The organism is Pseudidiomarina salilacus (assembly GCF_047323925.1).
In the GTDB taxonomy this organism is placed as follows: domain Bacteria; phylum Pseudomonadota; class Gammaproteobacteria; order Enterobacterales; family Alteromonadaceae; genus Pseudidiomarina; species Pseudidiomarina salilacus.
Genome location: NZ_CP178751.1, coordinates 726,125 through 738,510, shown reverse-complemented (window position 1 = coordinate 738,510; position 12,386 = coordinate 726,125). Strand labels below are relative to the sequence as shown.

Below are 12,386 nucleotides of genomic sequence, written 5' to 3'. Positions count from 1 at the left end.
GTAACAGTTTTTAAAACATAAGATGAGGAAACGAACATGGGTATCTTTTCACGTTTTACTGATATCGTAAATTCGAACATCAATGCCATCTTGGATAAAGCTGAAGATCCAGAAAAAATGGTGCGCTTAATTATTCAAGAAATGGAAGATACATTGGTAGAAGTGCGTTCAACTTCAGCGCGCTTGATTGCCGAGAAAAAAGACACCGAGCGTCAAATGTCACGCTACGAGCTTGAAGTCGCTGAGTGGGAAAAGAAAGCTGAGCTGGCATTGAGTAAAGAACGTGACGATTTGGCACGCTTGGCGCTCGTCGAGAAGCGTAAAGCCGCTGATGCGGTGACCAGCTTACAGATCGATGTCGAGCGTATTAATGAGCACCTGAACCGCATGAACGAAGAAGTGGGTCAGCTACAAGAAAAATTGGCGGATGCAAAAGCACGTCAGAAAACCATTATCATGCGTCAACGCGCTGCCAGTAGCCGTTTGGAAGTGAAAAAGCGTATTGATAGCGGCAAAATCGATGACGCGATGTTGCGCTTCGAGCGTTATGAGTCAAAAATTGATGACTTAGAATCGCAAGTTGAAGCCTATGATATGGGCAAAAAATCATTGCGTGATGAGTTCGCCGAACTTGAGGGCGAAGACAAAATCAACGATGAGTTAGAAGCGTTAAAAGCTCGCGTTAAAAAAGACGCTAAAGACACCAAAGCTGAATAAGCGATGCGGCAGCAGGGTATCACCCGCGCTTGCGGGTGACAGCCAGGCCGACAAACTTAAAGGGAACTAAAGCAATGGCAGACATACTTGTACCGATGATCGCAGTGCCACTGATTCTATTCATGATTTTTGTGGCACCCATTTGGGTCATCATGCACTACCGGAGTAAGCGCAAGATCGGCCAGGGGTTATCGGCTGACGAGTTGCAAAATCTGCAGCAACTTGCGCAGCAAGCAGAACAAATGCGCGAACGTATTAAAACCCTAGAAGCTATTCTGGATGCGGACGCGCCTACTTGGAGGGACCGCAAATGAGTTACAGCGACGATCCAAAACTACGACGTCAGTTGCTCCGCGATAAGCAAAACGCAAAAATCGCGGGCGTCTGTTCCGGCATAGCGAATTACTTCAATATCGAAGCTTGGCTGGTACGGATCATTGTCGTCACTGCAGTTATCTTTGGTCATGGCTTTGTGATTATTCTGTATATCGCCGCGTGGATGATCTTAGATGAGAAGCCGCTAACCGATGCACAAGGCAAAACAGAACATAAACCGATTGGTCTTAAAACTAAGGTCTATGAAGCGGGTGAACCGCCGCGTCGAGCCTTTCATGAAATCGACCATGAGTTCCGTGAATTGGAGTCACGCTTGCAGGCGATGGAACGCTATGTGACCTCAAACGCTTACCAAGTCGACCGCGAATTGAAGAACCTTTAATTTGCCCGAGCGCAAGTTTTTAGTGGAAAATTTGCGTTACACCTGCCACGCAACTCTGTCATTCTGACAAGTTGCGTTGCGCATGGGCAGCATGCACTCTTGAGAGCAACTACAGGAGGACATACTGCCAATGCGCGATAACCCTAATAACAAATCGCAATGGCAGCCAGCAACCATGACCATCCACGCGGGAAAACACGCGGATGAGCATGGTGCTTTGGTTGCACCGCTTTATCAAACCGCCACTTTTGCCTTTGCAAATACGGCGCAAGGATCTGCGCGTTTTGCCGGCGAAGAAGGCGGCTACATTTACAGTCGACTCGGCAACCCCACCATTGATCAACTCGAACAACGGGTTGCCGCTTTAGAAGGCTACCCCGCAGCGGCGGCAAGTGCTACGGGTATGGGGGCTGTCTCAGCGGCGATGCTCGCATTCTTGCAGCAAGGCGATCACGTAGTGGTGGCTGATGCCATTTACGGCTGTAGCTTTGCCTTGTTTTCGCACTTATTCCGCAAGTTTGGTATCAGCGTTGATTTTGTCGACATGACCGATCCCGCCAATGTACAGGCGGCAATGCAGCCAAATACCAAAATGGTGTTTATTGAAACGCCAGCAAATCCCCATTTAAAAGTGATAGATATTGCAGCTGTTAGTGCCATTGCGAAACAACGGCAAGCGCGAGTGATTGTCGACAACACTTTCATGACGCCGCTGTTGCAACAGCCCCGCAAACAGGGCGCTGATATCGTCATTCACAGTGCGACCAAATATTTAAATGGGCATGGCGATGTCGTCGCTGGCGTTATTTGTGCGAGCCAAGAAGATATCGAGCTAATTAAGGCGACGACATTAAAAGACATGGGGGCAACCATGAGTCCGCATGATGCTTGGTTGATTTTGCGTGGTCTGAAAACTCTCGATGTGCGTATGGAACGCCATTGTAAGAACGCACAAGTGATCGCCGAGTTCTTGCAACAACACCCGCACGTGCGCGAGGTCTATTACCCAGGCTTGCCGGGACATCCAGCGCAAGCTTTGTTGGGCACACAAATGCAGGGAGCGGGGGCCGTGATTGCGTTTGAGCTCGAGGGTAACATCGATGACGCGCGTAACATGCTTGATAGTCTACAATTAATAACTATAGCAGTGAGTCTTGGCGATGCCGAAACTCTGATTCAACATCCAGCGTCGATGACGCATTCGCCGTATACGCCTGAAGCACGCGCTAAGGCCGGTATCAGCGATACCTTGATTCGCATCGCCGTTGGGCTAGAAGCGGTCACAGATATTCAAAATGATTTGGCGCAAGCGCTTGAGCGTACTTTTGCGACCAGTACTAATACAGAAAAACAAGGGGAAACTTTGACTTATGGGTAAACAAAGCCAATACGTTTCACGCCAGCCAGACGAACATGGCATTATCGCCTGGAGTGACGAAGACAACGCAGTATGGCGCGATTTGGTTGCTCGCCAGTTAAAACATATTCCGGGCAAAGCCTGTGACGAATATATGCATGGTCTTGAGCTGTTAGACTTACCGCAGGATCGCATTCCACAACTGCATGAGATCAATCGGGTATTAGAAAGTACCACTGGTTGGCAAGTTGCGCAGGTCCCAGCATTGATTCCATTTGACGAATTCTTTCGGCTGTTGGCCAACAAACAATTTCCAGTGGCGACTTTTATTCGTACCCGCGAAGAGTTCGATTACTTGCAAGAACCCGATATTTTTCACGAAATATTCGGCCATTGCCCATTGTTGACCAATCCGGCGTTTGCGCACTTTACCCATCAGTACGGTAAATTAGGCCTCAATGCGACACCCAAAGAGCGGGTTTATTTGGCGCGGCTCTATTGGTTCACAGTTGAATTCGGTTTATTGAATACCAAAGATGGATTACGTATTTACGGCGGCGGTATCTTATCGTCCCCGGGCGAGACTGAGTATGCGATTCATAGTGACAAGCCTGAGCGTAAGCCATTGGTGCCACTCGATGCACTGCGTACGCCGTACCGGATTGATATCATGCAACCGATTTACTACACCCTAGAATCGACCGAACAATTATTTGAAATTGCCGATTTAGACATTATGGCACTCGTTCGCGAGGCCATGGAGCTCGGCTTATTCGAACCTAAATTTCCACCCAAAAATGCAGCTTAAAAGTAGTTGGAGTAATGAATGAGTGATTTAAAACAGCAGAAATGCGAAGCCTGTAATGCCGATGCGCCAAAGGTAAGTGATGAAGAGCTTGCTGAGTTGATGCGCGAAATTCCAGAATGGACGCCCGTTGCACGCGATGGCGTGATGCAACTCGAGCGCGTTTTTAAGTTTAAAAACTTCAAGCAAGCGCTCGCGTTTACCAACCGTGTGGGTGAGGTTGCGGAAGCTGAGTTCCACCATCCAACTTTGGTAACGGAGTGGGGGAAAGTGACCGTCACTTGGTGGACCCATGCAATTAATGGCCTGCACAAAAATGACTTCATTATGGCCGCGCGCACGGACGACGTGCTCGACGCGGAGTGATCTAGAAACGCCGCCAATTGCGTAACTAAAGCGATGAAATGAGCCTCTGTTGGGATGACTCACAGAGGCTTTTTTATGTATACTTATGTTTACATTTTAGTCAACGATAAGAAGTTGCCATGCGCTTAGAGATCACCTGTGACGATCGCCTCGGTCTAGCCCAAGATGTGCTGCAGATCCTGCGCGACCGTGAAATTGATTTACGCGGTATTGAAGTTGACCCGAAAGGTAAAATCTTTCTCAATTTCCCCGAAATGGAATTTAAAGAGTTCCAGCATTTAATGCCGGAAATCCGCCGTATTCCGAACGTCAAAGACGTCAAAACCGTTGCCTTTATGCCATCCGAGCGAGAGCACTACGAGTTTAGCTTGCTGCTCAATAAATTACCGGATCCGGTGTTATCCATCGATGCGCGTGGGCAAATCGACATCGTTAATGAGGCGGCGCATCTGTTGTTGTCCGATACCCGTGAGCCATTGTCCGGAACGGCAATAGCCCACTGGATTAGTGGCTTTAACGTGACGCGCTGGCTTGAACGGCAGCCGACGGAACCCCACACGCACCAAGTCACTATCAACGGCGCCAAGTATTTTGCCGAGCTGATGCCGATTTGGGTGGCCGGTGAAGAGAGTAATGATAGCTTCGCTGGCGCGGTTTTAACCTGTAAACCGCAGCCACTCAGTGGGCAATGGCAACGCGGTGGGCAACATGACGCATTTACCCAGATACTCGGTGAGCATGCCAGTATGAAGCGGGTGATCAATGAAGCGCGGCGGGTGGCAGAATTGAGCGTGCCGCTATTGATCACCGGCGAAACTGGGGTGGGTAAGGAATTATTAGCGCGTGCTTGTCATCAAGCCAGTCAACGTGTCAGCCAGCCCTTTTTAGCGGTGAATTGTGCGGCACTGCCGGATAACGTTGCCGAAAGTGAGCTGTTTGGTCACGGCAAAGGCAGTCTTGGCCCCCATACTGAAGCTAAGAAAGGTATCTTCGAGCAAGCCAATGGCGGTACCGTGTTGTTGGACGCGGTTGGGGAGATGTCAAATAGCTTACAAGCGAAACTGTTGCGGTTTATACAAGACGGCAAATTCCGCCGCATCGGCGAAGAGCAAGAAGTTGCTGTTGATGTGCGGATCATTTGTTCTGCACGTGATGATTTGCTTGAACGGGTTGATGCCGGCGTATTTCGTGAAGACCTTTATTACCGTCTCAATGTTTTGAGTCTGCAGTTACCGCCGTTGCGCGAGCGCAAATCGGATATTCATTTGCTCGCGGAACACTTCTGTTTGCAGGCTTGCCAACGCTTGGGTCGTAGTTTGGTGTTGTTGACTCGCGATTGTCGCGACTTATTGCAGCGCTACCAGTGGCCGGGCAACGTGAGGCAGTTGGAAAACGTGCTATTTCGCTCAATCTCCATGCTTGAGGGCGACCGCCTCACTGCCAGTGATATTTATTTACCAGAGACCGAGGCCTTGCATGAGAACCTTGCTGTGGATCTAGAAGAAGGAAGTCTGGATGAAGCCGTGAAAAAGTTCGAAGCAACCATTCTGCGGCGTTTGTATCCAAGTTATCCCAGCACTCGCCAACTCGCCAAAAAGCTAGGTCTTTCTCACACTGCGGTAGCGAATAAGCTGCGTGAGTACGGGATTGGTAAGCAGCGCAAAAAGCCCCGTGCAGGTACAGTAAGTAAATAAAAATTTACAGTTTGACTCGTTGTTGTATGCAAAATGCTACAACAACGAGCCGCTACAGCCGCAAATCTTGATCTGTATCAAATTCTTTACGATTTGCCTTGTTTTTCACCATCCCCATGAATAGTTCGCGTCCCTAGCCGAATCTGCAGCTACATAGTAGAACTATGGCAAGCATTGTTCTAACTACAGCAGCAAAGGATCGAATAACTATGACCGACATCAATTACAACCCACTACAAACCAACGGCTTTGAATTCGTTGAGTACACAGCTCCGAATGCCGAGGGTGTTGCGGCACTCAAAGACTTGTTTGTGAAGCTTGGCTTTACTGAAGTGGCTAAGCATAAGAGCAAGGAAGTCTGGCTCTATAAGCAAAATGACATCAACTTTATCGTTAATGCCGAAGTCGGCGGCCACGCCGAAGAGTTTGCGCAATCGCACGGTGCCAGTGTCTGTGGTATGGCTTGGCGCGTTAAGGATGCCAAGCAAGCATTCAATCATGCGGTAGAAAATGGTGCGAAACCGTTCGAGCGTAAGCTAGGTGTTGGCGAGGCCGATTTCCCAGCCGTTTACGGTATTGGTGAGAGTGTGTTGTACTTCGTTGATAACTACGAAGGTCTTGGCGTTTACGCACAGGATTTTAATTTCTACGACGACTGGAAAGCGAAAATGAAAGATCACGCTGCGGGCCTTTATGAAGTGGATCACCTGACGCACAATGTATTCCGCGGCAATATGGACACTTGGGCGGGCTTTTACGAACGCATTGGTAACTTCCGCGAGATTCGTTACTTCGACATTGAGGGTAAGTTAACCGGTCTGCTTAGCCGCGCAATGACAGGTCCATGTGGCAAAATTCGTATTCCGATCAATGAATCGCACGATGACAAATCACAAATCGAAGAATATCTACGTGAATACAACGGCGAAGGTATCCAGCATATCGCCTTGACCACTGACAATATCTACAAAACAGTACGTGATTTGCGCGGTATCGGTATGGACTTTATGCCAACACCAGATACCTACTATGCGAAAGTTGATGAACGCGTTGAAGGCCACGAAGAGAATCTCGACGAACTCAAAGAGCTACAGATTTTGATTGATGGTGCGCCAATGAAAGATGGTATCTTGCTACAAATTTTCACCCAGACAGTGATTGGTCCGGTGTTCTTTGAGATTATTCAGCGCAAGGGTAACGAAGGCTTCGGTGAAGGCAATTTCAAAGCCTTGTTTGAGTCAATAGAAGAAGATCAAATCCGTCGAGGAGTTCTCAGCGATGCGTAAATGGATTAGCTTTCCGAAGCAAGTCGGTGTGACCTCAAAGCAGGCACATGCAGATTTTCCGGAGCAGGCGATCTATGAACGCGAAGTTGGGCGTAGTGGTTTTTTTGGCCCAGCGACGCATTTTCATCATCGCCATGCGCCCACTGGTTGGAGTGAATGGGAGGGCGAGTTACGTCCCCGCAACTTCGACTTCAACAAACTCGATAATGTTGCCACGGTATCGCCGTGGCAAGTGCCATTGTTATTGCATAATGCACAATGCAAGTTTCGCATTTGGCATTGCCACGAAAAAATGGATTTCTTGGTACGTAACGCCGATGGTGATGAACTGCTGTTTATTCACGAAGGTCGTACCGAGTTATTCTGTGATTATGGCCATATCACCCTCGAAAAAGGTGATTATTTTAGCATTCCACGCTCCACATCATGGCGTCTAGAGCCGCTGGAACCGTTGCAAATCGTCATGATTGAAGCTACCAATAGTGCTTATCAGTTACCCGAAAAGGGACTGGTGGGTAATCACGCGATTTTCGACCCAGCCTGTTTAGATACGCCAGATATTGACGCCGCATTTCAGGCTCAATACAGCGAAGAGCAGTGGGTGGTTGAAGTGAAACGGCACGGCAAAGTGTCGCGCATTACTTATCCATTCAACCCGCTTGATGCGGTGGGCTGGCATGGTGATTTAGCACCGGTGCGGATCAACTGGCGCGACATTCGCCCACTGATGAGCCATCGTTACCATTTGCCACCATCGGCGCATACTACCTTTGTGGCGGACGGTTTTGTGGTTTGTACTTTTGTGCCACGCCCTATTGAATCGGACCCAGGCGCACTGAAAGTACCCTTCTACCACAACAACGACGACTACGATGAGGTGTTGTTCTACCATGAAGGCGACTTCTTTAGCCGCGACAATATCGACAAAGGCATGGTAACCTTTCATCCGGCAGGATTTACCCACGGGCCTCATCCAAAAGCGTTTCAGGCAGGCCGTGAATACAAGAAAAAATTCACTGACGAAGTTGCCGTGATGCTCGACACTCGCAATCCGCTCACCATGGGCGATGTGTGTGCAAGTGTTGAAAATCCAGACTATGTATATAGCTGGCAACCGAAAGATTAAAAGGCGAACTGATTTATGAAATTTGCGACGTATCGAAATGGAACCCGAGACGGACAATTGATGGTCGTCAGCCGCGACTTAAAACATGCGGTTGCTGTGCCAGCATTGGCAGAAACTTTGCAGGAAGTATTAGACGATTGGGATGGCATCGCGCCCGAGCTCGAGAAAGTTTACGCAGCACTCAATAGCGGCGAACTGGACGATGCGGAAGCGTTCGATGAAAATCTCTGTGAATCACCACTGCCACGCGCATACCAATGGGCCGATGGCAGTGCCTATGTGAATCACGTGGAGTTGGTTCGGAAGGCGCGTAATGCTGAAATGCCACCGAGCTTTTGGACCGATCCACTGATATATCAAGGCGGATCTGATGACTTTCTTGGACCGAAAGATGCCATTGCGATGGCGGATACTGCTTGGGGAATCGACTTTGAAGGCGAAATCGCCATCATTACCGACGATGTCCCGATGGGCGTGAGCGCCGACGAAGCCGGCCAATATATTCGTCTGCTAATGTTGGTCAACGACGTATCTCTACGTGGTTTAATTCCAAATGAATTAGGTAAAGGATTCGGGTTTTTCCAATCCAAACCATCGTCAGCATTTTCGCCAGTCGCCGTAACACCCGATGAGTTGGGCGCAAAATGGCGGGACAACAAGGTGCATTTGCCACTTCTGAGCTATTATAACGGCAAGCCATTTGGCAAACCGAATGCTGGCGAAGATATGACTTTTGATTTTGCCCAGTTAGTTGCCCATGCTGCGAAAACCCGTCACTTAGGTGCTGGTGCCATTATCGGCTCGGGTACAGTGTCGAACAAGCAGGGTACCGATCACGGTAGTGCGATTGCAGAAGGCGGTGTAGGTTACAGCTGTATTGCTGAAGTACGAATGATTGAAACTATTCGCGATGGCAAACCAGAAACCGGTTTTATGCAGTTCGGCGATACCATTAAAATTGAAATGGTAGACGACACGGGTGCAAGTATTTTCGGCAGCATTGATCAGAAGGTGGTGGAATACCGCCTTGAACAAGATTAATTCTGCGGAGTCGGTTATGGAGTTATACGGATACTGGCGCTCAAGCGCCAGTTATCGGGCGCGCATTGCCCTGAATTACAAACAGCTTGATTACAATTATATACCGGTGCATTTGCTGCAAGACGGTGGTCAGCAACATCAGCAAGCGTATCGGCAGTTGAATCCTAATGGGCTGGTTCCTACCTTGGTCGATGGTCAAGTGATCTTGCACCAATCGCTGGCGATTATTGAATATCTTGATGAGAAATATCCAACGCCAAGCCTCTTGCCAGGAGCGCCACGACAGCGCGGCGCGATACGGGCTATCGCTTTAGATTTGGCGAGTGAATTACAACCACTGATTAATCTACGCGTGCAACAGTATCTAAAGCAGGAACTGCAAGTCACTGATGCACAAAAGCAAGCATGGCTTGATCACTGGTTCCAACAGAGTTTTACTGCGCTGGAGAAAAACCTTGAGGAAGTATCAGGCACCTACTGCGTGGGTGATGAATTTTCTCTTGCTGACGTGTGTTTGGTACCACAAGTGTTCTCGGCCGAGCGTTTTGGCATCGATTTAGCTTCGTATCCATTATTGCAAAAAATTTATAAGGGCTTGCTCGAATTGCCCTGGGTTGCAGCTGCGCATCCCACTCAGCAACCGGATGCCGAAGCCTGATCGCAAGAAAGTTTAGTTTCATCGCAAGCGTTGAATGCCCAGCTCGAATAGTGCTGGGCATTTTGTTTTAATGACAAAGTATTTCACAACTAGGAAGCATAAGAATGACAACAAAATTTACTGTTTCTTTGCTTGCCGCATTGGTCGCTGCTTCATGCGCTGCAACAACAGCGCCGATGGCGAACCAGGCACAGCAAAACGTGACGCCTCAGGTGCTTGAACTCAATGTGGCAAGTGGTGCCAACACTCAGGCAGAAAGTTCAGAACTGACCATTAAACAAATAATGGCCGATCAGGATTGGGTCGCGCGCTCGCCCGCAAACGCCTACTGGATGCTTGACGGTAGTGGTGTGCTTTATCAGCAAAAACGCGCCGGTAGCGTCATTAATGACTGGTATCATCAGCCATTAGATAAAGACGCACACCAAGTACCACTCGAGCGCATGCATCACTATGCCTATAGCGACGGTGTTTACAATGCCAACCGTGAAATGCTGGCCTATACCTTTGAAGGTAATGTGTTTGTTCGCGATATGACCAAGGGTGACGTTAAGCAACTCACGCGGGACGAAGCACGACAATCGCAACTGATGTTTTTAGCCGATGGGCAGCTTGCTTATCGTCAAGGGAACGATTTTTTCAAAGTCGACCCGGTTACTGGCATCACTCAACAAATTGCCTCGTTAGCCAATGCCGATAAACCGGACGCCGTCGCCGCGCCAAAAGACTTTATCGCCAAAGAACAAGTTGATTTGATTGAGTTTGTGCAAAAAGAACGTCGTGATCGGCAAGAGCGCGCCGATTATCAAGAACAACTGCAAGCTGAAAATCCAACTCTGGCGCCGCAGTCGTTCTATTTAGGGAAAAACACCCAAGTAGTTGCCGCTAGCTTATCGCCAGCCGGCGACAAAATGCTCGTGGCGATCAGCGAGCCTGCTAGCTGGCGTGACGACGGTGACATCATGCCGAATTATGTCGCTGAAGATGGCCGGGTGAAGGCTGAATCGGTGCGCCGTCGCGTTGCTGATGCTAAGCCAGTTTCGCATCGCTTAATGATGCTTGATTTGACTACGGGTCAGCAGTCTGAATTCACCTACAACACCTTACCGGGTTGGAATGAAGACGTGCTCGCTGAGGTGAAAGCCGAAAACCATGAGGCGCAAGGTAAAACCTACGAAGCAAAAGAGGCACCACGTGCTATCACCTTAATGCAAGATTGGGGCTGGCAAGAAGGCGCGATTCGCTGGTCGGACAATGGTGAAAATGCGGTTGTGATGCTCGAAGCTTGGGATAACAAAGATCGCTGGATCGCCAGTGTCGACTTCGCCGGCAAGCAATTGGTGAACGAGCATCGGTTGCACGACGAAGCATGGATTAACTACACCCATAACGAATTCGATTTTGTGCCAAATAGCGCTGATCGTATTTGGTTCCAAAGTGAGGAAGATGGCTATGCTCACTTGTATACCAAACAGCTTGGTGGCGAGAAACAACAGCTGACGGCAGGAAAGTTTGTCACCGAAAATCCAACTGTGGATGCTCAAACCGGTCACTTGTACTTCACAGCAAATGAAGATCATCCAGGAATTTATGAGCTGTATCGGGTGAGCTTAGCGGGCGGTGAAGTTGAGCAACTGACTGATCTTGACGGCATCGTTGCTAGCTTCGAAGTAAGTCCACAAGGCGATAAAGTTTTGTTGGAATACTCGAATGCCTTGCAGCCGAATGAGGTTTACGTGCAAGATCTTTCTGGAACAGCAACCGCACAACGCTTAACCCATACCGTAACTGAACAGTGGCAAGCGATTGATTGGACCGTGCCAGAAATTGTGCCAGTTCCGTCAAGCCATGTAGATGAGCCGATTTATACCCGAGTTTACTATCCGGAAGACTATGATCCGCAGCGCGCCGAGAAGTATCCTGCAGTGGTATTTATTCACGGTGCTGGCTATCTGCAAAATGCACATGCCGGTTGGTCAGGCTATCAACGCGAGTTTATGTTCCATACCTTCTTAAATCGGCAGGGCTATGTCGTACTCGATCTCGATTACCGTGGTTCGAAAGGCTACGGCCGTGATTGGCGTACCGCTATCTATCGTCAAATGGGCACACCAGAAGTTGAAGATTTGGTTGACGTGGTGAAGTGGGCTGGTGAGAACACCAACGTGGACACCGAGCGCATGGGTACTTATGGCGGTTCTTATGGTGGCTTCCTGACCTTTATGGCGTTGTTCAACGAACCTGGTTTGTTTAAAGCAGGTGCAGCGCTGCGGCCTGTCTCTGATTGGGCCCATTACAATACCGGTTATACGTCGAACATCTTGAATCTGCCAGACGATGATCCTATTGCCTATCGCCGTAGTTCGCCGATTTACTTTACTGAAGGTTTAGAAGACGCGCTTTTGATCAATTCGCCGATGGTGGATGACAACGTGTTCTTCCAAGACAGTGTGCGTTTAGTCCAACGTCTGATTGAACACGAAAAAGAAGATTTCGAAACTGCTATCTTCCCAGTTGAGCCGCACGGATTCCGTCAGCCGTCAAGCTGGCTAGATGAATACCGTCGCATCTTTGAGTTATTTGAAGAAAACCTCAAATAAGATTTTTGAAATGCTAAT

The 12,386-nt window shown here is 48.9% G+C and carries 12 protein-coding genes; all 12 read left to right on the top strand.

All coding sequences use genetic code 11. From position 1 onward, the window contains the following. Nucleotides 1-36 precede the first annotated feature (36 nt). Nucleotides 37-717 (top strand): phage shock protein PspA, encoded by a 681-nt coding sequence (gene pspA, locus ACJ8W9_RS03490; RefSeq protein ID WP_411358506.1) that lies wholly within the window; start codon nt 37-39, stop codon nt 715-717. A 74-nt stretch (nt 718-791) separates the two neighbouring features. Continuing rightward, the gene (gene pspB / locus ACJ8W9_RS03485; protein WP_411358505.1) at nt 792-1,031 is read left to right on the top strand and encodes an envelope stress response membrane protein PspB; all 240 of its coding nucleotides are present in this window, start codon (nt 792-794) and stop codon (nt 1,029-1,031) included. Beyond that, the gene (pspC, locus tag ACJ8W9_RS03480) at nt 1,028-1,435 is read left to right on the top strand and encodes an envelope stress response membrane protein PspC (protein ID WP_411358504.1); all 408 of its coding nucleotides are present in this window, start codon (nt 1,028-1,030) and stop codon (nt 1,433-1,435) included. Before pspB ends, pspC begins: the two co-directional genes overlap by 4 nt. Nucleotides 1,436-1,565: 130 nt before the next feature. After that, entirely contained in the window at nt 1,566-2,813 is a 1,248-nt protein-coding gene (gene megL / locus ACJ8W9_RS03475; protein WP_411358503.1) for a methionine gamma-lyase, read from the top strand. After that, nucleotides 2,806-3,600 carry a phenylalanine 4-monooxygenase gene (gene phhA / locus ACJ8W9_RS03470; RefSeq protein WP_034729223.1) on the top strand — a complete coding sequence of 265 codons (795 nt, stop codon included), beginning with the start codon at nt 2,806-2,808 and terminating at the stop codon, nt 3,598-3,600. The genes megL and phhA overlap by 8 nt, the downstream gene beginning before the upstream one ends. An 18-nt stretch (nt 3,601-3,618) precedes the next feature. Then, a complete protein-coding gene (locus tag ACJ8W9_RS03465) occupies nt 3,619-3,963 on the top strand; it encodes a 4a-hydroxytetrahydrobiopterin dehydratase (RefSeq protein WP_034729225.1) in 345 nt (114 codons plus the stop codon). Nucleotides 3,964-4,082: 119 nt separating this feature from the next. Continuing rightward, a complete protein-coding gene (gene tyrR, locus ACJ8W9_RS03460) occupies nt 4,083-5,657 on the top strand; it encodes a transcriptional regulator TyrR (protein ID WP_411358502.1) in 1,575 nt (524 codons plus the stop codon). A gap of 209 nt (nt 5,658-5,866) precedes the next feature. Beyond that, complete coding sequence (hppD, locus tag ACJ8W9_RS03455) at nt 5,867-6,943, top strand: 4-hydroxyphenylpyruvate dioxygenase (RefSeq protein ID WP_411360398.1); 1,077 nt, start codon at nt 5,867-5,869, stop codon at nt 6,941-6,943. After that, nucleotides 6,936-8,069, top strand: a complete 1,134-nt coding sequence (locus ACJ8W9_RS03450) for a homogentisate 1,2-dioxygenase (RefSeq protein ID WP_411358500.1) — start codon at nt 6,936-6,938, stop codon at nt 8,067-8,069. The genes hppD and ACJ8W9_RS03450 overlap by 8 nt, the downstream gene beginning before the upstream one ends. Before the next feature lie 15 nt (nt 8,070-8,084). Beyond that, complete coding sequence (locus ACJ8W9_RS03445; RefSeq protein WP_411358499.1) at nt 8,085-9,110, top strand: fumarylacetoacetate hydrolase family protein; 1,026 nt, start codon at nt 8,085-8,087, stop codon at nt 9,108-9,110. 16 nt (nt 9,111-9,126) lie between these two features. Further along, nucleotides 9,127-9,768 carry a maleylacetoacetate isomerase gene (gene maiA, locus ACJ8W9_RS03440; RefSeq protein ID WP_411358498.1) on the top strand — a complete coding sequence of 214 codons (642 nt, stop codon included), beginning with the start codon at nt 9,127-9,129 and terminating at the stop codon, nt 9,766-9,768. Between the two features lie 104 nt (nt 9,769-9,872). Beyond that, on the top strand, nt 9,873-12,368 hold the full coding sequence (locus ACJ8W9_RS03435) for a prolyl oligopeptidase family serine peptidase (protein ID WP_411358497.1): 2,496 nt from the start codon (nt 9,873-9,875) through the stop codon (nt 12,366-12,368). Nucleotides 12,369-12,386 lie beyond the last annotated feature (18 nt).

What these genes read in the sequence shown, in the direction of transcription:
- pspA (WP_411358506.1), top strand. Translation starts at nt 37, where the DNA reads ATGGGTATCTTTTCACGTTTTACTGATATCGTAAATTCGAACATCAAT.
- maiA (WP_411358498.1), top strand. Translation starts at nt 9,127, where the DNA reads ATGGAGTTATACGGATACTGGCGCTCAAGCGCCAGTTATCGGGCGCGC.
- hppD (WP_411360398.1), top strand. Translation starts at nt 5,867, where the DNA reads ATGACCGACATCAATTACAACCCACTACAAACCAACGGCTTTGAATTC.
- ACJ8W9_RS03465 (WP_034729225.1), top strand. Translation starts at nt 3,619, where the DNA reads ATGAGTGATTTAAAACAGCAGAAATGCGAAGCCTGTAATGCCGATGCG.
- tyrR (WP_411358502.1), top strand. Translation starts at nt 4,083, where the DNA reads ATGCGCTTAGAGATCACCTGTGACGATCGCCTCGGTCTAGCCCAAGAT.
- megL (WP_411358503.1), top strand. Translation starts at nt 1,566, where the DNA reads ATGCGCGATAACCCTAATAACAAATCGCAATGGCAGCCAGCAACCATG.
- phhA (WP_034729223.1), top strand. Translation starts at nt 2,806, where the DNA reads ATGGGTAAACAAAGCCAATACGTTTCACGCCAGCCAGACGAACATGGC.
- ACJ8W9_RS03435 (WP_411358497.1), top strand. Translation starts at nt 9,873, where the DNA reads ATGACAACAAAATTTACTGTTTCTTTGCTTGCCGCATTGGTCGCTGCT.
- pspB (WP_411358505.1), top strand. Translation starts at nt 792, where the DNA reads ATGGCAGACATACTTGTACCGATGATCGCAGTGCCACTGATTCTATTC.
- pspC (WP_411358504.1), top strand. Translation starts at nt 1,028, where the DNA reads ATGAGTTACAGCGACGATCCAAAACTACGACGTCAGTTGCTCCGCGAT.
- ACJ8W9_RS03445 (WP_411358499.1), top strand. Translation starts at nt 8,085, where the DNA reads ATGAAATTTGCGACGTATCGAAATGGAACCCGAGACGGACAATTGATG.
- ACJ8W9_RS03450 (WP_411358500.1), top strand. Translation starts at nt 6,936, where the DNA reads ATGCGTAAATGGATTAGCTTTCCGAAGCAAGTCGGTGTGACCTCAAAG.